Below are 26,078 nucleotides of genomic sequence, written 5' to 3' on the forward strand. Positions count from 1 at the left end.
GTTTTAGAAAGAAAAAATCGTCTTTTTGGAAAGGGAAACAGAGGAGGAATTTAATGAGTGAAGAAGTAAAAGCACCCGGCTGGGATGCAATTGATAATGCAATGGAAGCAATTTATGGGAAGCAGGAACCGAAGCATTATGGAACAGTGATCTCTTATTCGCTGGGCGGACCGGATCCATTAGATGGAATCAGCGCTTATCAATCAGAAACGCCAGGCTTGCACTGGCATATAGTTACATATGGATTTTCAGAGATTTACGAAAAAGAAACCGATAATCCAGAAGTAAGCGGTTTTGGGTTTGAATTAACGTTCAGATTGAAAAAAGAAGAAGGGGAAGAGGAACCGCCAGCCTGGGCGCTTAATCTGCTTCAGAATTTGGGAAGATATGTTTTTAACAGCGGTAATGTTTTTAAAAATGGAGACTATATGGATGCAAATGGTCCTATCTGTTTGGAATCAGATACGGCATTAACTGCATTGGCATTTATTACGGATTCTGAGCTTGGTACAATAGAAACAGAAAATGGTCAAGTGCAATTTCTGCAGATGGTTGGTATCACAAATGATGAGCTCGAAGCAATGCAGACGTGGAATACACGAGGTGTTCTCTCTGCCAGTTCCCCATATATGCCCGCGTTTATTACCGATTTAAAAAGAGATTCTTTACTAAATCATGCAGATGTCTCCCCAAAAGTTGATGAAGGAAGAGAACGGGAAGGATCCAATACAGGATTTCTATTTAACGATAATTTATCGTGGACTCCAGAAAAAAAGGGCTTATTCAGAAAAAAACCAGCAATGCTGACTCTGGGGGCAAAACAAACCGAAACCATAAGTAAAGTGCTGCGAGGGCGTCTCTTGAAAGGAAAGGCTCTGACATTGGCAGGTCCTGATATTGTCATTGCTATAGAGCCCGGGGAAAAGTCAGAATATGCAATGGAGAAGGATAAGGTGCGTCTAATTTTAGATGAGCAGAGTACAATCGAGTTGAGTGAGAAGCTGATTCCTAAAGAAGGTGTGGCGGAACTATTCTCGTTTGAACAGCTGGCTGTAAAAATTGTTAAAACATACATCAAAGATAATGAAGGAAATGTTGTTCAGGTAATTGGGTAAGAGAACTCATTTGAAAGTAAAATAACATTTCCTTGATAAATCGCTAAACACTTTTGAAAGAATATCTTTGAAAATAAAAAATTATATGTTATTCTTTATTTGTAATCTGAAAATTAAATAAGCAACACTAGGGGAGCCTTTGGCTGAGACGAATACTCGGACCCTTTGAACCTGATCTGGTTAACACTAGCGTAGGGAAGTGGCAGGAACATGACGATATATCATTCGAACAATGAATTTGTATATAATCAAGACCACTTATCCTTCAGCTGGATAAGTGGTCTTTTTCGTTCTTCTGCCAATCCTGAAGCAAGAAAATGGAAGAAAGGGGAGAAGAAGATGGACAGGCATCTGCACTTGATCAGTGATGGCAGTTTTTCCGAGCAGCATTTGCAAATAGTGAAGCGGATTCAGGCTGAGATTGATTATTTGCATATCAGAGAGAAGAACAAGACAGCGAAGGACATTCTGGAAATCATCGGTGCATTAGAAAATATCGGATTGCCATTAGAGAAAATAATAGTGAATGACAGAGTAGATATTGCTGTGATAAAGCAGTGCGCAGGTATTCAGCTGGCGTTTCACAGTCCTTCCATTCCACTTGTAAAAGAAAGCTTCCCTGAATTGAAGGCAGGAAAGTCTGTTCATTCTTTAGCTGAGGCAGAGCAGGCGCAGCAGGAGGGAGCTGATTATGTGCTGTATGGCCATATTTATTCCAGCAAGTCCAAAGCCAATCAGCAGCCCAGAGGATTAACGGAACTACAGGAAATGACTAACGCGCTGTCTGTGCCGGTATATGCTATTGGCGGGATTACTCCTGAGCGGGCGAAAGAAGTAACTGCCGCAGGAGCAGCCGGCATCGCGGTCATGTCTGGTATTTGGCAGGCAGAGGATCCGGTCCAAACTGTCAGAGCTTACCGGCAAGCGTTGAATATATGAAAAGGAGGGAGAAGATGAATAAACAGTTTGATCAAATTATTGTAGGCGGCGGAGTTATTGGCTGCTCTATTGCTTATCAGCTGGCCAAAAGAGGCAATCGGGTGCTGGTCATTGAAAGGAATCAAATCGGCTGCGAGGCTTCCAGTGCCGCAGCAGGTATGTTAGGCGCTCAAGGAGAGTTTACAGAAGACAGTCCGCTTTTTCGGTTTGCACAGGAGAGCAGAGCGCTATTCAAAAATTTATCCGAGGAACTGAAGGAAGCGTCAGGAGTAGATATTCAATATATTCATAAAGGAATCATGAAGCTTGCTTTTCATCAGCAGCAATACAGCAAGCTGCAAAGCGTCGCGTCTTTCCAGCGGGAAGCGGGGAACCCTGCGTATTTACTGTCAGTAGAAGAAGCGAAAAAAATGGAGCCAAGCCTGACGGAGAATCTTCGTGCTGTCCTGTATTTGCCGGATGATGGTCAGGTTTCCGCCCGTCATCTGACCAAAGCCTTCTCTCTGGCTGCATCTCATTATGGTGCGGTGTTGCATGAGCAGGAAAGCGTTAATGAGCTGTTGATAGAAAATGAAACGGTTTATGGTGTCCGGACAACAGAGGCAATCTATGAAGCGGTCCAGGTTATTGTTGCAACAGGAGCTTTCGGAGATGAATTGCTGCCTGCAGATTATGCTGCGATTCCGGTGAAGGGCGAATGTCTGCTGTTAGAACTGGACCAGAAGCTATTTCAATCAACACTTTGGATGGATGGCTGTTACCTTGTTCCGAAGCAGGGAAAAAAGGTGATTGTTGGAGCCTCCTCCATACCAGGAAAAATGGATAAGCATGTCCATGCCGCAAGCGTCCAGAGACTGCTGTCACGAGCGCAGAAAATGGTTCCGGAGCTGGCAGAGGCGAGGATAAGAAAAATGTGGGCAGGCATCAGACCATCTACAGCTGACGAACTGCCATACTTGGGCGAGATTCCGGGAATCCCAGGCCTATATGCGGCAAAGGGACATTATCGAAATGGCATCTTACTATCGCCTATCACGGGAATTTATATGGCAGATTTAATAGAAAATAAGCCGGTTTCCCCGCTTTATTATGATTGCTTTCATGCGGACCGTCAAAATAAAAAATTGGAAAAGGCAGGTGAATCAACATGAAAATCACAGTGAATGGCAACGGATTAGAAGTGCAGGAAGAGGTAAAGCATGTCAAAGGCTTAATCGACTTTCTGGGATTGGAAGATAAACCTTTGATTATCGAGCATAATCAGCAGATATTACAGAAGGAAGAGCATGAAAAAGCGGTGTTGGAAAATGGAGACAAGGTAGAAATCGTTCATTTTGTTGGAGGAGGTTAAGCAAATGCTTACAGTTGGAAACTATCAATTTAAATCACGTTTATTCTTAGGGACAGGTAAATATCCGGATTTTGATATTCAAAAACAGGCGGTAGATAAATCAGAGACAGAGGTACTCACTTTTTCTGTCAGAAGGATGAATATTTATGATCCTTCCCTGCCCAATTTTTTAGAAAAAATCGATGTGGACCGCTATACGTTTTTACCAAATACAGCAGGGGCAAAGGATGCGAAGGAAGCGGTGCGAATTGCTAAATTAGCGGCCGCTTCAGGACGATGTGATATGGTCAAGGTGGAAATCATTGGCTGTGATAAAACGTTGCTGCCTGATCCGGTAGAGACATTGAAAGCAACAGAAGAACTGGTGGCAGAAGGTTTTACAGTGCTTCCTTACACCTCAGATGATGTGGTATTAGCAAAAAAACTGGAGGAAGCAGGAGCCCACGCCGTGATGCCTGGAGCTTCTCCCATTGGAAGCGGGCAAGGAATCATCAATCCATTAAATCTTTCTTTTATTATCGAGCAGTCAAAAGTGCCTGTCATTGTCGACGCAGGGATTGGATCGCCTGCTGATGCAGCGTATGCCATGGAATTGGGCGCAGAAGGTGTTTTACTGAATACAGCTGTTTCCGGAGCACATGACCCTGTAAAAATGGCAGAGGCAATGAAATATGCAATAGAAGCAGGGAGACTGGGGTATGAAGCGGGAAGGATTGCGATGAAAGATTATGCTGTAGCCAGCAGCCCGGAGGAAGGGATCAGCGTTGGAAACTAATCGTTATCATCGTCAGATATTATTTGCGCCAATCGGCGAGTCTGGCCAGGAGAAGCTGAGCCAAAGCCATGTGCTGATTATCGGTGCAGGCGCTCTGGGGTCGAGCAGTGCGGAAGCTTTGACGCGTGCGGGCATTGGCCACATAACATTAATAGACCGGGATTATGTAGAAGAAAGTAATCTGCAGCGGCAGCAGCTGTTTAGTGAAAGGGATATGGAACAGAAAATGCCCAAGGCAATTGCTGCCAGACAACGGCTTTCTGAAGTGAATAGTCATGTCAAAATAGATGCGATTGTTGGAGATGCTGAGGTGGATATATTGCGGAAAATAGTGCCTGAAGCAGATCTTATCATCGACGCGACGGATAATTTTGAGACAAGACTTTTGCTGAATGATATGGCGCAAAAGTATCAGAAACCATGGATTTATGGAGCGATTGTAGCAAGCTATGGAGTTACTTTCACGGTGGTTCCTAAAAAAACTCCCTGTCTACAATGCTTGCAGGAATACATTCCAGTTAATGGCGCTACCTGTGACAGCGTCGGCGTTATTCAGCCGGTTGTGCAAAAGGTGGTCTCCCAGCAGATAACAGAAGCGTTAAAGCTATTGACGGGTAACGAAGCGGCTTTATCAGGAAAAATCATTTCCTTTGATCTTTGGAACAATGAGCATGTGGAAATAGAGGTAGCTTCCTTACGCAAAGCGGATTGTCCATCATGCTCAGAGAAAAGAAGCTATCCAAACCTTGCTTACGATTCTCATTTGAAAACCGCTGTGTTATGCGGCAGAAATACCGTCCAGCTCCGTCCGCAGCGTAAACAAACAGATTTGAATGAAGTAGCCAAAGAGCTGCAGAAGAATAACCAGATCAAGCTGTTTCAAAATCCTTATCTGCTTTCGTTTGAAGTGGACTCCTTCCGTATTGTGCTGTTTCAGGACGGGAGAGCATTGGTTCATGGGACGATGGACCAGATGGAAGCAAAAAATATCTATCACCGCTATTTGGGATAATTAACTTTTATCACAGGGAAACGCCCATAAAATTCCACACCCTGTATAAAAAAGGAAAATATATTAATTTAGATAGGAAATCAGGTGAACTGACTCCTTGACTCAATCAGGCTCATTCAGCGGGAGAAAAGAAAAATTTCCGCTGAATGAAGTTTTGTTTTATACTTAGAAAAACGAATATGAATTAAAATTATTCTGTATAAAAGTGGTGAAGAAAAAATGAAGAAAGGTATATATCTTACTCTGAGCATCCTGGTTTACCTCATTATTCTAACTGGCTGCAATGAAAAAAGAGACTATGAAACAGACGGCCCTTTTATCACAGTAACTTCTATTTCCACCGGGCCAGATGAATACAGACATTTTTACCCGGTAAACTATGCTGTTTATGAAAACGGGAAGCTGACACTGCATACAGAACAGACAGGTGATATAAAAATAGGTGAAGATGCTCCAGTATATGAAACAAGTGTTTCTGAAGAAGAAGTGGAAAAGATTAAAAGTCTGATAGAAGATAACTTCTGGCAGCTTCCCGAAGATGTATCAGATGATGACTCCGTTGATGGGAGCTTTTATTATGTCGACGTCCATTTAACAGATTCCACGACTAGAGTCGGCGGACTGAACCCGAATGAAGCGGGATTTATAGAAATAGTTGATTATGTACATAATTTGGCAGAAAGGGAAAATCGGGAGCTGTGGGAGAAGCAATTAAGAGAGCATATTTATAAAATGAATCCTGATTCTTAATTTCTTGTGTAATCTAAACTAAATCATTGTTCGGGGAAATAAAATTCAGGATAAAAAATGAAATAACCTTCCTAAATGGATATAATAAGATTAGATGAAATAATCTAAAACGTAAGGAGACTAAATATGACAGCAGAAAATAAAAAAGAGCTTTCTCAAGCGGAACAGGAAGAATTACTGGGGAAATTAAAGACGCGTTTTGAAAAGAATACGGAGCGTCATCAGGGTCTGGAATGGGAACCGATTCAAGCCAAGCTGGAGGGGAATTCCGAAAAATTAATCTCCTTATTTGAAATGGAGAGAACGGAAGGCGAGCCGGATGTAATTGGATATGATGAGGAAAGGGAAGAATATATCTTTGTAGACTGCTCGAAAGAAAGTCCTAAAGGACGCAGAAGTGTGTGCTATGACCGGGCTGCATTAGAATCAAGAAAGAAGCACAAACCGGAAAATAGTGCGATAGATATGGCAACGGATATGGGCATTGAAATGTTAACGGAAGACCAATACCGCGAACTCCAAAAGCTTGGAACTTTTGATGCGAAAACATCAACCTGGGTAAAGACACCGACGGATATTAGAGAACGAGGCGGAGCACTTTTTTGTGATTTCCGTTTTGGGCATGTTTTCGTATATCATAATGGCGCGGAATCCTATTATGGTTCCCGTGGGTTCCGGGGGATGTTACGAGTGTAGCAGTAAGCAGGAGAAGGATATGGAGAATCAGGAATGGATGTAAACCGACAATTCTTGATTCTTTTTTATTTGTACAAAGAATAACAGAGCAGAGAGGAGCATTTATTTGCTGGTCAATCGAGGATGGCTTATTTTAGGCATTATTTGGACGGTTCTTTTTGCCGGTATGAGCTTTTATTGGGCGATGGGCGGAATGCTTGGTGTCAGATCTCTGGGCGGAGCAATCTACGAAATGTCGCTTGATCCGGAACCTTCCTTTGTTCGCATTGTATGGCTGACGGGCTTTGTGAAATTATTAGGCGCATTATTGCTATTGCTGCTGCTCGTTTCATGGAAAAATGCGGTTATCGCCAAGGCGCTTTATTACCTAGCAAAGCTTGCAGGCGTATTCTTATTTATGTATGGATTCTTAAATTTTATCACGATTTCAATGAGTGCATTTGCTATGTTGGATATGGATTTAGAAGCCCATGCAACCTTTTGGAGATTGGTTTTTTGGGAGCCGTTTTGGATGATAGGCGGAATTTGTTATTTTTTCTCTGTGAAAAAATATCGCTCTGTTTAAGGTTGTACGCTTGCTTCAGGTATATTTGTCAAACAGCTATTATTTCAATGCTGGAAATTTTATTCATTGTAAGGAGGGGATCGTATGCAATTAAAACATCTAAACCTAACAGTAAACGACGTGGAAGCTTCGCGGGAATTTCTGGAGAAATACCTTGAAATGACATGTGTGAATAGTCGTGGCAAAGGTTTTGCAGCTATGTTTGACGATAATCAATTCGTTTTGACGCTGATGAAAGGAAAAGGTGTTCAATATCCGAAAACCTTTCATATTGGATTCCCGCAAGAAAGCAGAGAGAAAGTAAATCAAATAAATAAACTGTTGAAAGAGGATGGTTATGAAGTAGATTCACCCATTGAATCTCATGGATATACGTTTTATGTGGAGGCTCCGGGCGGATTTACTGTTGAGATTTTGTCTGAGTAAAATTAAAAATTCATTTATTTAAGGTATTCAAAAATCCCTGTGAATCACCGAGTACGTAATAAACTCGTATTCACAGGGATTTTCAAAGAAGTCTAATAAGCTGCATCTAAATTTTGTCTAGACACTTATTTAAAATACACTTCGTCGCCTGGATAAATCAAATGCGGATTTGGAAATTGATTGATTTCCTGCAATGTTGTCCATAAATAATTATATTTTAGGCCAATTTCAAATAAGGTGTCTCCAGGTTTAACCGTATAGGCTTCTTCTTCAGAATGATTTTGGCTGATTTCTCCGCCTAGTTCCATTTCTGCCGCATCAGCGATGATTTTTGGTAAATCTGTATTATCGAGTGATCCTGAAAATTGATCAGCTCCTGGTCCATATGCGTAGACGGGAATATCCACCCCTGTGTGATTGGTACTTGTCCATCCGACATTGGCCTTTGCACTGATGACTGCGTTAATAGCCATCTTAGGGTCTTCTGCTTCTTGAATGGATTGAATTTCTTCTTCTGATAATTCCATATCCGTATAGTTACCAACCACTTCTTTCGTGTTGGAGCGATCCTCATTTAGATCTGCAGCAATATTCTCACCAGTTGCCGTTACACTATGAAGCAACTCTGGATTTGCTGTTCCTGAACCGTTAGCCCCTGCGGTCATGCCGCCTGTTTCATGATCTCCTCCAACAACAACCAGTGTATTGCCATCCTTTTCAGCGAAATCCATTGCTTCTTGAACTGCTTCTTCAAAAGCGCCTACATCTGTCATTGCCCATGCTGCATCATTGTCATGACCTGCCCAGTCAATCTGGCTTCCTTCTACCATCAGAAAAAAGCCGTCTTCATCTTTGTTTAGGGTATCAATGGCAGTTTGCGTCATTTCTGCAAGACTAGGCTCTTCCTCCGTATCACGATGCAATTCCGGTGACATGGCATCATCTGCGAATAGTCCCAGTAAATTCTCATTTTCTAAATCAATATCTGCTTCCAATAATTGATTGCGATTTTCAATAAGCTGATATCCTTGCTCTTCTGCTTGCTGAAGCACGTTCGTTTCTTCTTGATTTCCGCCTGCTGATTCTGGAAGGAAATTATTTTTTCCGCCACCAAGTAAGACATCAATCTCATTATCTATTAATTGTCTGGCAATCTCAGTTTCCTTGTTCCGGTCATCCACATGAGCACCAAATGCCGCTGGAGTGGCATGTGTAATCGTGGAAGTAGCAACTAGTCCCGTAGACATATCTTTGTTCTGTGATGCTTCTAAAATCGTCTGCTGCGGGTTACCTTCAGGGTCCAACCCAATAACGCCATTATTCGTTTTGACACCTGTTGCCATAGCTGTACCTGCTGCAGCGGAGTCGGTAATATTGGAATCAGCGGAATATGTAGTATACATTCCTTGCAAATGGTTATCCCATACGGCAGGCTCCCCTTTATAATGCCGATAATTGGTTGCGTAGTCAGCGTTAAAACCATCGGGTATCATATAAATGATATTTTCCGCCTTCTCTCCATTTTCTCCGCTATTATTCAATTGGCTGTTTCCGTCTGCGCTCGCTGCTGTGGTACTTACTCCTGAAAAAATAATTCCGGCACTTAACGCTGTCACTCCAAGCTTTTTTAACATACCATTATCCTCCTTCGAAATTGAATCTAACTTCATTGTAGGTGGCAGACTTTAACTGAGGATGAATAGAATGTAAATAATATGTAATGTTCTGTTTTTTATTAATAAGATAAGGATAAGTTTTCATGTATCGCATTAATATTCTATAATTAAATTTTTCCAGACTGAATCCCATTTTTTATTATGCATCCGTTCTCTATAAATAGAATGGAGCCTTGTACCTTTTACATAATCCGGCGTTGGTTTGACAATGCCTTGAAATAAATCTTGTAAACCATGAGGAGCCATTATTTTAATTTCATGGTGAGACATCTGCGCAGCAACGGCAGTGGGTGTCTCAGGAAAGTGAGAAACACCATCAAAGGAAGAGGTATAAGGGAGGTTGTTATTCTTTAAATGCATCCTCGCTTGATTTTTCACAGACCATGGCTGTCCAGGCATCCATTTTTCTAATTTCGCTTCTAGTTTTTTCTCTGTAACTTCGGAAAGATCCGTTTGGTCAAAATAAATAACATCAATATCATTTATTTTTGTATGATAATCATATAAGATATCCCAAACTTTACTTCTGATTAATCCCGCAGCAACCCAACAATCATTCAGTTGTAATCTGTCTACTGTTTGTAAAATCGATAGGATATAGCTGTCTTGCTGGAGAATCGCTATTAATCTGTCTTCGAACTCTATCATATGTACCACGCCCTTTTTTATCTGTCTATATTGTATAGCATAATCAGACTGAATGAAATGCTGCACAAATTATTTTATAGAAATATCTGAATATAAAACGAAACTTCACTCAATGGGAGTTTTACGGACGGTTTTCCGTGATAAAATAAAGAGAATATGAAGTTAACAGTGCAATAAAGACAAAAGGAAATTTGAAAGTGTTCTCATGTAACTCATATACCTAGCCCCTGCCTTGCATGCGAATGGAGGAAATGCCATGTCGAAAACCAAACGTTTAATTGAGCTAATGATGACAGTAAATGCAAAACGCAAATTCACAGCGAGAGAGCTGGCAGAGGAATTTAATGTTTCCTACCGGACGATTCTCAGAGATTTGGATGAATTAAGTGAGCTGGGGGTGCCGCTTTATTCAGAAGTTGGCGCGGATGGCGGCTATTATGTATTGAACGAGCGGATGCTTCCTCCAGTTTTATTAAAAGAGTCAGAAGCCATTGCCCTTTATTTTGCTTTTCAATCTTTGCAATTTATCGGGGCTTTACCATTTGAAACAGAAACAGGCTATGTTTTAAAGAAATTATATAGCTACCTGCCAAATGATGCGAGAATGCGTATCGATACGATGAAGGACCGGATTGTTTTTTGGAATCCAAGTCGTGTACAGACCGCAAATGAACTGGATATATTATTAAATGCAGCGGTAGATCAATCTATGCTTACGATTCAATATGACAGTCAAAAGGAAATAAAAGAGAGAATGATTCAGCCCATCGGCTTGTACAGTCATAATGGTTTCTGGTATTGTCCGGCCTATTGTTTTCTGCGTGAGGATATTCGTTTATTTCGTGCAGATCGAATAAAAAAAGCGGAGCTTACTAATGAAAAAGGGCAGGAATTGCCTTATTCATCCGTGATGGACTGGATTGAGCTATCAGAATCTGAGGTTTCTGACCCGATTCCGTTTACAGTGGAGTTAACACGAGAAGGAGTACGGCGGGCGATGTCAGAAATGGATTTAGAAAGGCATGTTCAGAAGCGGCAGGATGGAGCTGGCTGGGTGAAAATGAACATACCAAAGACCGAGCTGACATACTTTGTTGATCTGGTCTGGAATTTTGGCAGGGAAGCGCAAATTATAGAACCAGAAGAAGCAATAGCCCTTATGAAAAGAAAGTTAAAAGATTTGCTGGAGAGATACCATTAATTTTTCAACTATTTTTATCAATGATGACAGGATTTGTCATGATTCCATGATAGGGTAGAAAAAACAATGAAAGGATGAGCGTAATGAATGCTGCAGCTATTTTAAGAGACGAGTTATTAGCAGAGTTGGATCTTGGTATCCAGTCTATGGAAGGATTGTTAAAAAAGGTGGAGGAGAAGGATTGGAATTACCGGCCGGCAGAAAATATGCGCAGCCTCAGGGAGTTGGCGCAACACATCGTATCGATACCAGAAGTAGACTTGAATCTTTGGCAGGAAAAGGATCAGGAGACCATTAAACAGTTAGAATCAAAATATGAGAAGCTGGAATCTTCTGAGGAACTGATTGAAGCGATGAATCAAGGCTTACAATTGTACAAAAATTATATGCTTTCCTTGTCAGTTGACGATTTTTTAACGAAAAAGACGAAACCCTTTTACCTGGAAAAAGGGGAAACACAGGCGCATTGGCTCGTGGAAGAAGTTTCTCACCTATTTCATCATCGGGGGCAATTCTTTAACTATTTAAAGCAGCTTGGTTACGATATTAATATGTTTGACCTTTATGTTTAATAGAGAAGAAATAGGTGGGGGTGCATCTGATTTGAATAAGAAAACAATTATTTGCGAACGCTTACAAAGGCAAAGATTAACAAAGCCGCTTGAAGATAGGCAAGATATCAAAGCCTATAAACAGCTATTTCAGAAATTACAGCCTGTAGCGCCGGTTTTTAATAGCCGTCCAGGCGAACCGCCACAGCTGGTGCATAGGATAGCTTTTAATGATGCCTTTTTGTCAGAAAGCATACGTAAAAAACATCAGTTAGTAAAAGGTCGTTTTCAAGGCGGGCGTATCGGATACGTACTAGAAGATGATTTGAGTCTTTATAGCACTATTTTCCGAAAACCTATCCCCAAAATGACGGGGCTCCAAAAAGAGATTTTATCCATGATTCAACAATCTGGCGGTATATCAAAGAATCAGCTGAAAGAGGAACTGCCTTTTAAAGCACGAGAAATTACTGCTGCCTTAAAAAGATTGCAGGAAGCTTTTTTAGTTTATGAGTTACAAATAGATACGGATTGGAATACAGGCTGGTTCGATTTTAAAACAGAGTGGCCGGAGATAGAATGGGAGCTAGATAGTACTTCAGCAGCAGCCCAGATGCTGTTACGTTTTTTTGATGTAATGGTATTTGCCACCTTAGATCAAATTAAAGGCTGGACCCAATTAAAGCTGAAAACAATCCAAGGCGCTTTAACCGTGTTAATGGAAAGAGAAGCGATTGTAAAGTTAGAAGTGGATGGACTTGGGGAAGGGTTCGTTCAGAAGAAGGATTTAGATTTAACGGATAACGAGATGCCACAATCTGTATTTATGCTGGGTAAATCAGATTATTTAGTCAGAGCAGATTTGGATGAACTGAAAGACCGGTTTAAAGGAAGTGAAGTTCTTCAGTATCTTTTAATTGATGGCGAATGGAAAGGAGCAGTGCTTGGACATTGGCGGATTGGTCCGCATGATGTAGAGGATGTTGTGCTCTGCTTGGAAGAGAAAGAGGCGGAAAAAAGGAAAGATGAAATCATTTCTGCTGTCAGAGCAGGATATCCAGAGGAAACAACCCGTATTGTGTGTTTTAATGGAGACCAGCTATAAGGAGAAAAGATGAAAAGAGATTATGATAGCTAACCAGAAAAAATTCATGCCCGCAGCGCTGAATATCTGATAAGAACTGCTAAAGAAAAAGATGCCAAAAGATTTTCGAATATCAGACTGCCAATAGATGGAGAAACAGAATATATGGATAGGGAAAAAGGAGAAGCCTATATTGATGAAGCGGGGTTTAAACATATCATCAAAAATGATGCGGAAAGTACGAACAATCTATGCTAATGGGGAAATTCATAGACGGAGAATAATTAAAAAAGTGATGAATAGAGTACTTTTAAGTGGCGTAAGGAGGTGCACGGTATCATGGACTTAAATAAATTAGCATCCAAAGCTTCAAAAATGTATCAAGCTAATCCCAAAGTAGAAGCTGTTTTATTAGGCGGTTCAGTATCCAGAAACTGGCATGATTCCTATTCCGATATTGAACTGTTTATTTTCTGGAAAGAGTCGCCGACAGAGGAGGATAGAAAAAAGCCAATTACAAAGCTGGCAGGAAATATCATTGATTTTCACCCTTATGAAGAAGAGGAATGGTCAGAAAGCTTTATTACAGAGGGAATAAAATTAGAAATAAGTAATTTTCTAACACAAACGATTGCAGAGATCATAGAGGATGTCATTGTGTTTTTTAACCCCGATGTATATAAACAATGTATTGCAGCGGCTGTATATGATGGTGCTGCGTTAAGCGGGAAGTCGCTTATACAGGATTTGAAGGAAAAGGTACATTCCTATCCGGATGAATTGAGTATCGCCATGATAAAAGAATATATGTTTTTAAGTAATAGCTGGACAAACCGAGCTGCATTGCTACATCGGAAAGACTGGCTGATGCTATATAAAGTAATGACAGATGTTCAAACACACCTCATGGGCATGCTGTCTGGCTTAAATAAACAGTATGTCCATCATCCTGCTTTTAAATGGCAAAGGCAGACATTGGAATTAATGACAATTGTCCCTGAAAATATATACAGCCGTCTAGCGTCTGTTTTCTTGGATAATCCCACAGATTCTCTAAAGGAATTAGAAAAAATCGTGCAGGAGGTTTACCAGCTTATACAGCGCGAATACCCGCAAATAGACATCTCACCAGTTATCGATAAGTCGTTATTTTTGCGGCCTGAGCAGGATGGGAGGGCATAGGATACGGCGGAGAGCTGCTGATGCCCTTTTCTTATTCGTGTTCCATATTCCATAAAATTCAGTCAGCTTAACAAATAATTTAAAAAAGTGTCAGCTGCCAAAGACAAGGAAGCATTTTTCTTCGTGGCCAATCCAATTTGTCTTTTTTCAATATCTTCATCGATGCTCACTTCAAATAGTTCCTTACCAGCTAACTCCTTTGATACAAGCTCTTTCGCAACAAACGCAATACCCATACCAATTTTTGCACATTCGATTAATAATTCCACGCTGCCAACTTCTATATCAGACTGCACTTCCAATTCTCGTGTAAGAAAAAGCTGATTTAGAAATTTCCTGGAGCTGCTTGCTTCGGAAAAAGAAATAAGCGGATATTCTTGGATTGCTGACAGAGAAAGTCTTTCTTTCGATAAGTGCTGAAACTTCTTCCCGGCAACAAATGTAGTGTGAAGACTTAAAAACTCCGTTATAGAAATATTATTTTGATGCACTGGCAGATGAACAATGCCAATATCAATCAGTCCATTTTCCAGTTTTTCTAGAATCTGTGGTGTCGAGCCATGCTGTAACCTGATTTGGATGTCGGGATATAACTCTTGAAAGGTTTGTATATAGGGAAGAAGATAATGCTTGCATGTGGAATCACTCCCTCCAACGGTAACAGACCCGTTTTGTAGATTTTTCATTTCTGTCATTTTTTGTTCTGCATGATGAATTAAATCAAACGCTTGTTTGAGATAATCAAATAACACGTCCCCTTCCTTTGTCAGCAGAACTCCCTTTGATGTTCTGGTGAATAGCTGCATACCCAGTTCGTTCTCCAGCTGTTTAATGGAATGACTCACACTTGGCTGCGTAATAAAAAGACGATGTGCGGCTTTACTAAAGTTCTTTTCAATAGCTGTTATGTAAAATACACGATATAAGTCTGTATTTATGATATAGACACCACCTATAGCTCTTATTAAAAATAACAATTTCATTTATATCATAATCCAAATTATAATGAAGAACAAACAGCATCGGTTAGAAGGGGAGATAAAGATGGAGGAAAATCTTATGTTTGACAGCAAAGCCAGAAGTCCCTGGACCTCTTTGCAAGGGATTGAAAGGATAACTGTTTCGCCTGGGAAGCATAGAATAGAGGATTCTATTACTATTCCAGGAAGTAAAAGTCTGACAAACAGAGCGCTTATCATGAGCGCTTTAGCAGACGGTAAATCCCAAATAAGCGGCATCTTAAAAAGTGATGATTCCTATTGGTGTATCGAGGCATTAAAAAAATTAGGAGTGAATATCAAGCTTCAGGGTAATACAGCGTATGTCAATGGAAACAGAGGTTGGTGGAATTCTGCTGATTTATATATAGGTTCAGCTGGAACCATTGCAAGATTTCTGCCAGGAGTCTTGGCTGCGTGTCATGAAGGAGAGTGGGAGCTGGAGGCGAGTCAAAGCATGCGTAAAAGACCGGTTGCACCGCTTATTGACGCTTTAAAAGAGCTTGGTGCTGAAATCGATTATTTAGCTGCGAAAGATTATTATCCATTGCGGATTAAAGGAACTGAAATGAAAGGTGGAGAAGTCAGCCTTTCAGGTGCAATATCCAGTCAATTTATCAGCGGGATATTGATTGCTGCACCGTGTTTCAATGAAACCACGACAGTAACCATCAAGGACGAAATTGTGCAGCATGCCTATGTTTATTTAACCCTGGATTTAATGAAGGAGTATGGTGCAGATGTACAAGATGATCATGCGCTCCAGCAAATCGTTATAAATCCTCAAGGGTACAAAGCGAAAGATATCCAACTGGAGCCAGATGCCTCTGCGGCCTGCTACTTTTTGGCGCTGGCGGCGGTGACAAACGGAAGGATACGGATAAATGGTTTGACAGAGAAAACCAAACAGCCGGATATTCAGATGCTGGAGGTCTTTGAACAAATGGGCTGTCGGGTTACGAAGGGCGCTGATTTTATTGAATTAGAGGGCACAATGAAACTAAAAGGCGATTTTGAGATATCCATGAAAGAGATGTCTGATCAGGCATTGACTTTAGCGGCAATCGCGCCTTTCGCAGATGGTCCAATAACGATTAAAGGTGTTGCACATATCCGCCATCACGAATCTGACCGGATAAGTGTTATCTGTAAAGCATTAACCCAGCTGGGGATCATAACAGAAGAATTTAACGACGGGTTAAAAGTTTATCCTGGCAAGCCGAAACCAGCCTTATTAAACACCTATGATGATCACCGGGTTGCGATGGCATTGGCCTTGATCGGAGCAAGAGCAGAAGGAATCGAGTTAAACGATCCCGGCTGTGTTTCTAAAACATTTCCACCATATTTTGCGTTATTGGAGGATTTAGGTGTGAGGATAACAAAGCATCAAGCTTGATAATTACAAAGCGGCTGCTGCTTATCCAGTGCATATCATAATTATATTGCAATCAGGGTCGCTTATATTAAAATAAGCAAAATCAACAAATTCTACGATTTCCGATACGATCTCATATTGTAATTTTTTAATATGCTGATAAGCCTGATCAATATTATCTGTATGAAAATTAAATAGAGGGTACGGCAGCGGTGTGATTTCTTTTGTTGCACCAGTTGGTCCTGCATCCGAAATCCATTATAACATAATATTGGGAATATTATGTTATAATGGATTGTCTAATAATGTATGTTTAGCCTATATAAAAACCAGCCTTCCTTCAAAATTAGAGAAAGGCTGGTTCCGATATGATTCAGCACAGTATAGCTGGCTATAAGACCTCCACTTCAAGAAATGAAGGAAGGATTATGATAACGTCTCTTTTTTATGATTCTCATACAAGTCTTTACATGCTTTCGGAGCTGTCCAGAAGGTAGTCAGCAATAAGAACACAACTGGGACAGCAGTAACAACGATAAACGACTGTAATGAATTGACACTGTTTTCACCAACGGATACAAGGACAATAGCTACTAAGCCCATAACCATCGCAAAGAAGGCTCTTAACCATCTTGGCGGATGCCCGTTACCGGAGATAGCCATGGATATTGTTAGTGACATAGAATCTGTTGTTGTTAATACAAAGATGATTGTGGCTAATAGAAACAAGAAACTGAAAATGGTACCTAGCGGTAATTGTTCCGTAATCGCCATCATGGCAGCAGGTTGCCCGGATTCATTCAAGGCGGTCGATATCGATCCTGGAAGTTCTAATTCCTGGAAAATTCCAGTGCCGCCGATAACAGCAAACCAGATAGTCGAAACGACAGGAGCTATAATTGCAACAGCTACAATAAGCTCGCGAATGGTCCGTCCACGCGAAATGCGGGCAGAAAAAACAGCCATCATTGGACCGTAGCCGATAAACCATGCAAAGAAAAATACAGTCCATAAGTTGAGCCATCCCTCATCACCGCGATAAGTGCTGAATGGAATAAGTTCGTTCACATAAAGCCCGAACGCTTCAAGATAATGATTGAAAATAAAATATCCTGGGCCAAGTATCAATACGCCAATAATTAATGCTACCGCCAAAATAACATTAAAGCTGCTTAAAAGTTGAATTCCCCGATGAAGGCCGGATACAGCAGAAATAGCTGCGGCGACAACGAGTAAAATAATAATGGTAATATGAACGGCGAGTGTGTCCGGAATGTTTGTAATGGCGCTCAATCCGTAGCCCGCCTGCAATCCTAAAAATCCAATCGGACCAATCGTTCCAGCTGCAACAGAAATAATTGCAAAGGAATCGACAATGGTTCCAAATGCACTTTTATAAATAACTTTTTCTCCAAAGATTGGATAGAGAAGGGATCTTGGCTTTAATGGCATTCCTTTATGATAATGGGAATACATCAACACAATCGTGCCAAGTGTCCCTAAAATCGCCCATGAGAGGAATCCCCAATCAACAAAGCTCATTGCAAGCGCAGGTACAACGGCCTCCGGTGATGCATTTTCAATTCCTGAAAAATGAGGAGGAACCTCCAGAAAATGACTCAAAGGTTCTGCGGCTGCCCAAAACACACCGCCTCCAGCTAATAAAGTACACATAATTATAGAAATCCATTTAAATGTACTCATTTCCGGTTTATCAATATTCCCCAAACGGATTTTTCCATATTTCGAAAAGGCTAATATTAAAGCTATAAAAAACGTTCCAAGTATAACGATCTGATAAATGATTCCAAAATAAGTAGCTGACCAGCCAAATAAAGTGTCCACCATATTTGCAACAAAGTCTGCGTTAACCAGCGCGGCTATGACAAATAGGATAAGCGCACCGCCACTTATCAGAAATGTAGGTAAATCTAAAGAGTTCTTCTTTTTATTTGAAGCTTGCATTACTTCTTTTCCTCCAGTTTGTTAATTATTCTATCCATTTATTCTTCCTCCGAATCCCAATTTCTATTTAATGAGTATATACTTTTTTTACGAGGGGAAATGCGAAAAAGCCCCGACATGTTCTTTTATTATCATGAAATAGGCAACAGAAACGCAGAAAAATAAAAAGTGGAATCATACTCCAGCAACGGAAGTATAATTCCACCGTTCTATACCCTAAATCACTTTAATCAGATTGTCAATCATACATCCTTATTTGAAATTATCTCTTTTTTTGCAAAATAATTATTGGTTAAAGAAGATGTAGAAGAAATAACATTAGAAACAAGTCAACGATAAAAGTTATTGCAACTGGTGAAATAATTGCAGGAGCTGGTACTTCAAGTACAATGACTACGGCCTATCAGCCTGACGCTTTGTCTATTGATGGATTATTAAAAGAAGCCCCAGATTCAGCAAATGTTGCAGTATCTTGGTTATTCTCGTTAGGGGTATTATTTTCTGGTGCTTCAGAGTTAAAAAGCAACAACATGAAATAGTACTCATGCTGTTGCTCATATGCTAATCGAATTCTTTCCTTTTTCCAAAGTATAGGGTACCTAATAACCAAAATGCAGTGGTTAATAAAATCACTGCTATTAATACAGGAATTGCTCCAAATTGGATGATAAATGGTACGGAAGCAGCAGTTACAAGGCCGCCACCAACCATTGGTTCAAATAATATTTGTTTATAACCAAACGCATTGAGTGCAGGCGATTTATTCTCTGGATCCACAATACGCATAAGCATTATTCCTGTCGCTGCAACTCCGGTACTTTGACCAAAATCTCCAATTCCTCGTTCAAACCAGTAACTCGGAATCATCTTAGGTCCGAGATATAGGAAGAGGAAGATATTAAGAGCTATACCGACAATGGAAAGTAAAATAAATGGAATGATATTAGCTCCAATTACTTGCAAGCTTAGTGAAGCCATGGCACTAATGATTAGAAAATCCAGTGCTACTCCTTGTATTGTGTTAATCGTATCCCGATCAACTAGTTCATGATAATCAAAGCGGGATAGAAAGATTTGGACAATTATCCCGCCAATCATTGCAAATGGAAACAAAGGAACATATTCAAATAAATAAATATCCAGTGCGCTTCCATACGTTGCATCTTCTAACCAAACAAACGCTTCTAATAGTACATAACCAATGAATATAGAAATACCAATTAGACCTAAGTGAAATGCAAATGGTTCAATTGATAGCGGAGAGGTAGTTTTCGTACCTGCCGATTTACGGTGTTCTTTATTGATAATGCCCGTTCGTTGTTCAAAAGAAATTTCATCGGGATGACGTAACGTCTGCGATTTCCCTTTTCGTGCAGCCCAATTCACCATAATCATACCAATTACTACGCCGGACAGTATTCCTACCGTTGCTAAACCAATAGCAAGGTCATAACCTTCAGAGAATCCGAGTTCTTCAAATGTACTTTGTAAGCCGGCAGCAGTGCCATGGCCGCCAACAAAGCTAATTTCAATCAGTGCTCCTGCTGCAGGACTAAGTCCAAAAAAGGGGGTTAATACGGTAAGCGTTAGTAATATACCTACTACGTATTGAGCCCAGGATATTGTGTAGCCTAAGGCTATTTGCGGTCCGCCAACCCTCCACATCTTTCTAGGCTTTGGTAAGATAAATCCAATAAATAAACATGCAAAAACAATATTAATCAATAGCTCAGGTAAACCCGCCCAAACTTCTACCATATCTTCAGTAAAGAAGCCAGCATCAAGAAAACCATCTGTAGTTAGCCGGCCTAATACTTCCGGCCCCAATAAGAGTGCTAAGAAACCACCTATCAAAGACGTAGGTAAGAAGAGTTTTTGAAGGATGGGGATTTTCAATCGGATAAGCTTCCCGATTACGAGCAGAGCGGCTAGTATAATAACAGCAAAACCGACAATTTGTAAGGACATAGATAAACTCCTTTTCATAAAATTTTAAGAGGATTTCCAAGTAGAAATGAAATAAAAAATATTGAACTTCACTATACCCGTCATAATACTATGAAAAACATGTCATATTCTCTTTAGCGTACGTCAATGTTACATAAGTATCTCTGGAATAGAACTTGAAATGACTGCTTTATCTCGTATTATATTGCTTTTTAATTTTACTTTTGGTGTGCCGTGTTCTTAGGCGGGATAGGGCTTATATGGGGAGGGTAACCGGTGTGAGGGCTTATTATAGGTGGTGAATTAGGATGGTTTATTAATTATTTTTTGGAAATTTAAAGAGTGAAATAAACAATAATAAAGAATCGTCTTTGTTTTCAATGAACATTAACTCGTGATAAAAATAATGTCTTGCATTTTACACTTTTAACTGATATTATCATTTTTAACATGTCAGAATTTGAATTAAGATTCTTGGTAGGATTTTGGTAGGTTTTTAAGGATATAACAGGATATTGGAAATTTAATTAATATAGTGATAAGCCATATAACAAGCTATGTGAGAGCATTAAAGGTAACAAAAGCTAATAACAAAATTTAATATTATTCTTCGGGGCAGGGTGTAATTCCCGACCGGCGGTGACAAACATATCGAGTTTGAAGTCCGTGACCCGCGTTTAGCGGTGGATCTAGTGAGATTCTAGAGCCGACAGTAATAGTCTGGATGGGAGAAGAAAAGTAAGTCAACACATGAATGGGTGTAGTGTACTCTTTTTTGCGTACATAAAAACTGTTCAGGTGTATTGGATATAGTTTATTTAAGGACGCCCCGTGATTTTTTCACGGGGCTTTTTCGTGTTTAAGAAAGGAGGGAACGCATGGACGAACGGTACATGGAGCAAGCCATAGAGCTTGCTGGTTTAGGAAGAGGAAAGACATATACTAATCCATTAGTCGGTGCAGTAATCGTGAAAGACGGTGTCATTTTAGCGACCGGCTATCATTCGAAATACGGTGACAAGCATGCAGAAAAAATGGCTGTCGACCAATGTGAATCGCCCGAAGAGATGATTGATGCAACGATATATGTGACGCTGGAGCCCTGTAATCATACCGGAAAACAGCCCCCTTGTACCCAAATGATTATAGACAGCGGTATTTCCAAGGTTGTGATTGCACAGCTTGACCCCAACCCTGTGGTAGCAGGCAAAGGAAAAGCTTATTTAGAATCACAAGGGATACAAGTCGTTTCCGGTATATTGCAGGAAAAGGCGGAAGCGTTAAACAAGCATTATAACTATTTTCATAGGAGAAAGCGGCCGTATATTGTATTAAAGCAAGCTGTCAGCCTGGATGGGAAGCTCTCTATTGATCCGTCTCAGCGGACGTATCTCACTGGAGAGGAAACCTATAAAAAAGTACGTGAAGAGCGGCAATATTACCAGGCTATTTTGACAGGGAGCCGAACCATTTTAGCGGATGATCCCAAGCTATTACCAAATGTAATCACTGATTTTCCGCCAGTTCGCATTATTTTAGACCGGAGAGGACAAGCACTGGATTTTGAAAAGTACCAGATTTATCAAGAAGCTGTTCCAGTCTGGGTGTTTACAAAAAACGATTCCATCGCGAATACGCCGGAGCATGTCCGGTTAATACCAGACCAGTACTGGACCATCCCAAAAGTAGTTGATTACCTGCAGAAAGAGGGGATTCAATCGGTTTATGTGGAAGGCGGAAGCAAAATTCATGATGCATTCCTGGCAGAAAATAAATTTGAAGAAGTGATTACGTACATCTCGCCTAAGCTGATTGGCGGCAATGGAGTGTCCGCTTTTTACAGTGATAGAAAGGTTTCGTCAGTAATGCCTTTAGCTTTACAGAGTGTGGAAGCCGTTGGTGAAGATATACGAATCGTAAGCAGGAGGGGGAAGAAGGATGTTTACAGGGTTGATTCAGGAAGTAGGGACAGTCAAGAAAATCAGAAAAGCAAGCCGGCATATTGAATTGACATGCACGGCCTCCAGCGAACTTCTACAGGATTATCAAATTGGAGACAGTATGGCAATCAATGGAGTGTGCTTAACTGCCATCGAAGTGACCGATTCAGATTTTACCGTAGACATTATGCCGGAAACATTTCATAAAACAACATTCTCTGATGTGCATGTACATGCGGCGGTGAATCTGGAACGGGCGATGCCTGCGAATGGACGCTTAGAGGGGCATATTGTTTCAGGTCATGCAGATATCACCACACGATTGATTAAAAAAGTAAAAAAGGAGAATTCCATTGTTCTCACGTTCTATTATCCACCGGAAATACAAGGAGAAATCGTGGCCCAAGGTTCGGTTGCGGTTAATGGGACAAGCTTGACCGTGTCAGCTGTCACACCAGGATCATTTAGTATTTCACTCATTCCTTATTCAATGAATCACACCAATCTGGGACAGTTAAAACAAGGTGAATTCGTGAATGTAGAGACGGACATACTCGGAAAATATATCAAAGCCATGATAGGCACAGGAAAGAATCAAATGTTAAGTAAATACGCTGGAGAATAGAGGGGAAATAAAGATGATAAACCATATCGAAGCTGCAGTTACTGCATTGAAACAAGGACGGCTGATTATTGTTGCGGATGATGAGGAGCGGGAATCAGAGGGTGATTTAGTTGGGCTTTCCAGCAAAGCAACTGCGGAAACAATCAATTTTATGACAAAGCATGCCCGGGGATTGATTTGTGCGCCAGTTTCCGAAAACATTGCCAAGAACTTAAATTTATGGGAAATGACCAGTGAAAATACAGACGAGTATCAAACAGCATTTACTATCAGCGTGGACCATAAAGAAACAACCACAGGGATATCTGCATTTGAACGGGCAAAGACAATTCAGGAATTGGCAAATAGAAGTAGCCAAGCGGCTGATTTCAACAGACCAGGTCATATTTTTCCGTTAATAGCAAAGAACGGCGGAGTACTGGAACGCAGGGGACATACAGAGGCTGCGGTCGATTTAGCAAAACTGGCAGGAGACAGCGAAGCAGCTTATATTTGCGAGATTTTAAAGGAAGACGGAGAGATGGCCCGGCTGCAGGATTTAAAACAGCTTGCGGCAGAGTGGGGTATGCCGCTGGTAACCATCGAAGAGCTTGCAACTTATTTGGCTTATTCCAATATCCAGGCAAATGCTAAAGTGAAGCTTCCGACCAAGCGTGGAGACTTTGACTTGTCCCTTTATCAGGACAAAGAAGGCAAAGATCAGCTCGTCTTATCGATGGGAGAAATCAAGGACACTGAGGAGCCGATCTTAGTCAGAGTGCATTCAGAGTGCTTAACCGGAGATATTTTCGGTTCCCATCGCTGTGATTGCGGGGAACAGCTGGAAAGAGCCATGCAAATGATTGCCGATGCAGGGCGCGGTGCCATTCTATACCTAAGGCAGGAAGGAAGAGGAATTGGACTGCTCAATAAATTAAAGACATATGAATTACAGGAGCAGGGTGCAGACACCTATGAAGCGAATGTTTCTCTCGGCTTTCTTCCGGATGAGCGCCATTATGATATCGCCGCATGGCTCTTGAAAAAGGAAGGGATATCAAAAATCCGTTTGCTGACGAATAATCCGGATAAAGTAAAGGAATTACAGCAATACGGTATTGAGGTGGCTCAAAGGGTGCCATTAGAAACAACTGTTTATCATGAAAATAAACACTATTTAAAAATAAAAAAAGATAAATTTCACCATTTATTATCTGTAGAAGGAGAATGATTATGACTGTATATGAAGGAATGTTTCAAGGAGAGCAATTAAAAGTAGCTATCACGGTTTCCAGGTTTAATGAGTTGATTACATCTAAATTATTGGAAGGTGCCAAGGATATTTTGAAAAGGCATGGGGTAAGCGAAGAAGATATCGATATTTTCTGGGTGCCGGGTGCTTTTGAGCTTCCATATGTGACAAAGCAGGTGGAAAAGACAAAAAAGTACGATGGAATTATTACACTGGGAGCAGTTATTCGCGGCGCAACCACACATTATGAACTTGTCAGTAATGAAGCAGCCAAAGGCATCGCGCAAATCGGATTGAACGCAGAAATTCCAGTAATGTTTGGTGTGCTGACAACAGAAACGATTGAGCAGGCATTGGAGAGAGCTGGTACAAAAGCAGGGAATAAGGGTGGAGAAGCAGCGTTAGGTTTATTGGAAATGGTTTCGTTGAATAAACGGATTCATGCTTAATGTACATGAAAGGAAGGTTATCCATATCAAGGGTAGCCTTCTTTTAATACGAAAAAATATCTTTAATTAAATATATTTTTGTTGCATTATTATCACTTGAGTAGTAAAATGAAGATATAGAAAGGATATGAGGCGAATGAAAAAGAATACCCTTGGTTCCTTGATTTGGCTTCGGATTGTCCGCTTCATGCATCAGAGCAATCAGCTGTCCAATGACTTTCTAAAGCAATTTGATATTACCGTTGCCCAATTTGATGTATTAAACCAAGTCTGGTCTTATCAACCTCTTACGCAGAGTGAGCTTGCTGCCCGAGTGACCGTGTCAGAGGGAGGCATTTCACGTATGCTTGCCCGGCTGGAGCAGGAAGGATACATTCAGCGTAAGCAGGATTGGAAAACAAAATGGATAAGTTTGACGTCAAAGGGAGAAACCAAGATAGAGGAAGTTTTTGAAAATCAGCTGGCTTTTCAAACATCTGTAGTGGATGACTGTTTAACAGAAGAAGAACAGCGAACATTATATACGCTGATGTCGAAGCTGCAAAAGCATACAGAAAGCAAATTAAAAAAATAATACGTCTATTATTTTTTTATTATAACTTGACTAGTAAACTGATAAAGGAGGAATTGGTTATGTATACCATTCCAGGACACCATCATATTTCGATGGTTACAAAAAATGCAAATGAAAATAATCGTTTTTATCGTGATGTATTAGGTTTACGTCGTGTGAAAATGACAGTGAACCAAGATGATCCTTCCATGTATCACTTATTTTATGGGGATAAAACAGGCAGTCCAGGCACGGAGTTAACCTTTTTCGAAATCCCGATGGTTGGACACACACATCGGGGGACGAATGCTATTACTCGGATTGGTCTCTTAGTTCCATCGGAAGAGAGTCTGCGTTATTGGGAAGAACGCTTTGATACGTACAATGTTTTACACGGCGGGATAACAACCTATGCCAATCGAACTGCAATGAAATTCGAAGACCCGGAAGGACTGCAGATGGTATTGCTTGTTGCCAATGGAGAAAAAGCAGACCATTGGGAAACCTGGGAAAAATCAGAAGTACCTGCTGAACATCAAATCCAAGGTATGGGATCCGTGGAGATAACCGTAAAAAGACTGGATAAGCTGGCGTCCACATTGACAGATATGTTTGGTTATACAGAGGTCAGCCGCAGCGAGCGGGAAGCTATTTTTCAATCTGTTCCGGGCCAGGCTTTTGGAGAAATCGTTGTGAAATATTTAGACGGTCCTACGGAAAGACCAGGTCGCGGCAGCGTTCATCATGTAGCGATTCGTGTAAAAAGCCATGAAGAGCTTCAATATTGGGAAGAACAAGTCAAGGAACGCGGATTCCGTTCATCGGGCATCGTGGACCGTTTCTACTTTAAAAGCTTATATTTCCGCGAGTCCAATGGTATTTTATTTGAAATCGCGACAGATGGTCCAGGATTCACTGTTGATGGGGATGTGGAGCATTTGGGGGAAAAACTTGATTTACCGCCATTCTTAGAAGAAAAGCGTGCTGAAATTGAAGCAAATCTAGCTCCGATTGAATAGAA

At 40.8% G+C, this 26,078-nt stretch carries 26 protein-coding genes and 2 riboswitches; of the genes, 21 read left to right on the forward strand and 5 right to left on the reverse strand.

The window, feature by feature from the left end:
* Positions 1-53: 53 nt before the first annotated feature.
* From ACZSMY_RS12865 to ACZSMY_RS12910, 10 genes are all read left to right on the forward strand, one after another.
* Positions 54-1,115, forward strand: a complete 1,062-nt coding sequence (locus tag ACZSMY_RS12865) for a suppressor of fused domain protein (RefSeq protein ID WP_465147854.1) — start codon at positions 54-56, stop codon at positions 1,113-1,115.
* A gap of 119 nt (positions 1,116-1,234) precedes the next feature.
* Positions 1,235-1,330, forward strand: a riboswitch (TPP riboswitch).
* Positions 1,326-2,054, forward strand: coding sequence for a thiamine phosphate synthase (locus ACZSMY_RS12870; protein WP_465147855.1), 729 nt, complete (start codon positions 1,326-1,328; stop codon positions 2,052-2,054). It overlaps the preceding riboswitch by 5 nt.
* 14 nt (positions 2,055-2,068) lie before the next feature.
* A complete protein-coding gene (gene thiO / locus ACZSMY_RS12875; RefSeq protein WP_465147856.1) occupies positions 2,069-3,205 on the forward strand; it encodes a glycine oxidase ThiO in 1,137 nt (378 codons plus the stop codon).
* Complete coding sequence (gene thiS, locus ACZSMY_RS12880; protein WP_042531226.1) at positions 3,202-3,405, forward strand: sulfur carrier protein ThiS; 204 nt, start codon at positions 3,202-3,204, stop codon at positions 3,403-3,405. Before thiO ends, thiS begins: the two co-directional genes overlap by 4 nt.
* Positions 3,406-3,409: 4 nt before the next feature.
* The gene (locus tag ACZSMY_RS12885) at positions 3,410-4,180 is read left to right on the forward strand and encodes a thiazole synthase (protein WP_042531229.1); all 771 of its coding nucleotides are present in this window, start codon (positions 3,410-3,412) and stop codon (positions 4,178-4,180) included.
* The gene (locus ACZSMY_RS12890; RefSeq protein WP_193062537.1) at positions 4,170-5,192 is read left to right on the forward strand and encodes a ThiF family adenylyltransferase; all 1,023 of its coding nucleotides are present in this window, start codon (positions 4,170-4,172) and stop codon (positions 5,190-5,192) included. The genes ACZSMY_RS12885 and ACZSMY_RS12890 overlap by 11 nt, the downstream gene beginning before the upstream one ends.
* Positions 5,193-5,411: 219 nt before the next feature.
* A complete protein-coding gene (locus ACZSMY_RS12895) occupies positions 5,412-5,942 on the forward strand; it encodes a hypothetical protein (protein WP_042531233.1) in 531 nt (176 codons plus the stop codon).
* A gap of 126 nt (positions 5,943-6,068) precedes the next feature.
* Positions 6,069-6,638, forward strand: coding sequence for a DUF4256 domain-containing protein (locus ACZSMY_RS12900; protein ID WP_042531235.1), 570 nt, complete (start codon positions 6,069-6,071; stop codon positions 6,636-6,638).
* Between the two features lie 106 nt (positions 6,639-6,744).
* The gene (locus tag ACZSMY_RS12905) at positions 6,745-7,203 is read left to right on the forward strand and encodes a DUF3995 domain-containing protein (protein ID WP_226894734.1); all 459 of its coding nucleotides are present in this window, start codon (positions 6,745-6,747) and stop codon (positions 7,201-7,203) included.
* Positions 7,204-7,287: 84 nt separating this feature from the next.
* Positions 7,288-7,629: a VOC family protein gene (locus ACZSMY_RS12910; RefSeq protein ID WP_193062539.1), complete on the forward strand. Its 342-nt coding sequence runs from the start codon at positions 7,288-7,290 to the stop codon at positions 7,627-7,629.
* A 125-nt stretch (positions 7,630-7,754) separates the two neighbouring features.
* Here the strand turns inward: ACZSMY_RS12910 and ACZSMY_RS12915 are convergent, their stop codons facing one another.
* Together ACZSMY_RS12915 and ACZSMY_RS12920 are read right to left on the reverse strand one after the other, a co-directional pair.
* On the reverse strand, positions 7,755-9,263 hold the full coding sequence (locus ACZSMY_RS12915) for an alkaline phosphatase (protein WP_256705558.1): 1,509 nt from the start codon (positions 9,261-9,263) through the stop codon (positions 7,755-7,757).
* Positions 9,264-9,398: 135 nt separating this feature from the next.
* The gene (locus ACZSMY_RS12920; RefSeq protein WP_341172414.1) at positions 9,399-9,953 is read right to left on the reverse strand and encodes a nucleotidyltransferase family protein; all 555 of its coding nucleotides are present in this window, start codon (positions 9,951-9,953) and stop codon (positions 9,399-9,401) included.
* 256 nt (positions 9,954-10,209) lie between these two features.
* Between ACZSMY_RS12920 and ACZSMY_RS12925 the strand changes: the two genes are divergently transcribed.
* The 4 genes from ACZSMY_RS12925 (at position 10,210) to ACZSMY_RS12940 (ending at position 13,971) form a co-directional block, all read left to right on the forward strand.
* Positions 10,210-11,154, forward strand: a complete 945-nt coding sequence (locus ACZSMY_RS12925) for a helix-turn-helix transcriptional regulator (protein ID WP_193062544.1) — start codon at positions 10,210-10,212, stop codon at positions 11,152-11,154.
* A gap of 83 nt (positions 11,155-11,237) precedes the next feature.
* Entirely contained in the window at positions 11,238-11,726 is a 489-nt protein-coding gene (locus ACZSMY_RS12930; RefSeq protein WP_256705560.1) for a DinB family protein, read from the forward strand.
* Between the two features lie 31 nt (positions 11,727-11,757).
* Complete coding sequence (locus ACZSMY_RS12935; protein ID WP_465147857.1) at positions 11,758-12,810, forward strand: hypothetical protein; 1,053 nt, start codon at positions 11,758-11,760, stop codon at positions 12,808-12,810.
* Between the two features lie 318 nt (positions 12,811-13,128).
* On the forward strand, positions 13,129-13,971 hold the full coding sequence (locus ACZSMY_RS12940; protein ID WP_193062550.1) for a DUF4037 domain-containing protein: 843 nt from the start codon (positions 13,129-13,131) through the stop codon (positions 13,969-13,971).
* 62 nt (positions 13,972-14,033) lie between these two features.
* Here ACZSMY_RS12940 and ACZSMY_RS12945 read toward each other — a convergent pair whose 3' ends face one another.
* On the reverse strand, positions 14,034-14,954 hold the full coding sequence (locus ACZSMY_RS12945; protein ID WP_465147858.1) for a LysR family transcriptional regulator: 921 nt from the start codon (positions 14,952-14,954) through the stop codon (positions 14,034-14,036).
* 61 nt (positions 14,955-15,015) lie between these two features.
* Here ACZSMY_RS12945 and aroA point away from each other — a divergent pair, with 61 nt between their 5' ends.
* Positions 15,016-16,368, forward strand: coding sequence for a 3-phosphoshikimate 1-carboxyvinyltransferase (gene aroA, locus ACZSMY_RS12950; protein WP_256705564.1), 1,353 nt, complete (start codon positions 15,016-15,018; stop codon positions 16,366-16,368).
* Between the two features lie 405 nt (positions 16,369-16,773).
* Here aroA and ACZSMY_RS12955 read toward each other — a convergent pair whose 3' ends face one another.
* Positions 16,774-18,312, reverse strand: coding sequence for a BCCT family transporter (locus tag ACZSMY_RS12955; protein ID WP_042531247.1), 1,539 nt, complete (start codon positions 18,310-18,312; stop codon positions 16,774-16,776).
* 561 nt (positions 18,313-18,873) lie between these two features.
* A complete protein-coding gene (locus ACZSMY_RS12960; protein ID WP_042531249.1) occupies positions 18,874-20,280 on the reverse strand; it encodes a sodium/glutamate symporter in 1,407 nt (468 codons plus the stop codon).
* 581 nt (positions 20,281-20,861) lie between these two features.
* Positions 20,862-20,999, forward strand: a riboswitch (FMN riboswitch).
* 138 nt (positions 21,000-21,137) lie between these two features.
* Between ACZSMY_RS12960 and ribD the strand changes: the two genes are divergently transcribed.
* From ribD to ACZSMY_RS12990, 6 genes are all read left to right on the forward strand, one after another.
* Positions 21,138-22,265, forward strand: coding sequence for a bifunctional diaminohydroxyphosphoribosylaminopyrimidine deaminase/5-amino-6-(5-phosphoribosylamino)uracil reductase RibD (gene ribD / locus ACZSMY_RS12965; protein ID WP_256705565.1), 1,128 nt, complete (start codon positions 21,138-21,140; stop codon positions 22,263-22,265).
* Positions 22,198-22,824, forward strand: a complete 627-nt coding sequence (locus tag ACZSMY_RS12970; protein ID WP_212928578.1) for a riboflavin synthase — start codon at positions 22,198-22,200, stop codon at positions 22,822-22,824. Before ribD ends, ACZSMY_RS12970 begins: the two co-directional genes overlap by 68 nt.
* A gap of 13 nt (positions 22,825-22,837) precedes the next feature.
* Positions 22,838-24,034, forward strand: coding sequence for a 3,4-dihydroxy-2-butanone-4-phosphate synthase (gene ribB / locus ACZSMY_RS12975; protein WP_465147859.1), 1,197 nt, complete (start codon positions 22,838-22,840; stop codon positions 24,032-24,034).
* Positions 24,035-24,036: 2 nt separating this feature from the next.
* Positions 24,037-24,504: a 6,7-dimethyl-8-ribityllumazine synthase gene (ribH, locus tag ACZSMY_RS12980; RefSeq protein ID WP_256705566.1), complete on the forward strand. Its 468-nt coding sequence runs from the start codon at positions 24,037-24,039 to the stop codon at positions 24,502-24,504.
* Between the two features lie 136 nt (positions 24,505-24,640).
* Positions 24,641-25,078: a MarR family winged helix-turn-helix transcriptional regulator gene (locus tag ACZSMY_RS12985; RefSeq protein WP_042531260.1), complete on the forward strand. Its 438-nt coding sequence runs from the start codon at positions 24,641-24,643 to the stop codon at positions 25,076-25,078.
* A 59-nt stretch (positions 25,079-25,137) separates the two neighbouring features.
* On the forward strand, positions 25,138-26,076 hold the full coding sequence (locus tag ACZSMY_RS12990; protein ID WP_042531262.1) for a ring-cleaving dioxygenase: 939 nt from the start codon (positions 25,138-25,140) through the stop codon (positions 26,074-26,076).
* Positions 26,077-26,078: the final 2 nt, after the last annotated feature.

The organism is Oceanobacillus sp. B139/18, assembly GCF_055524595.1.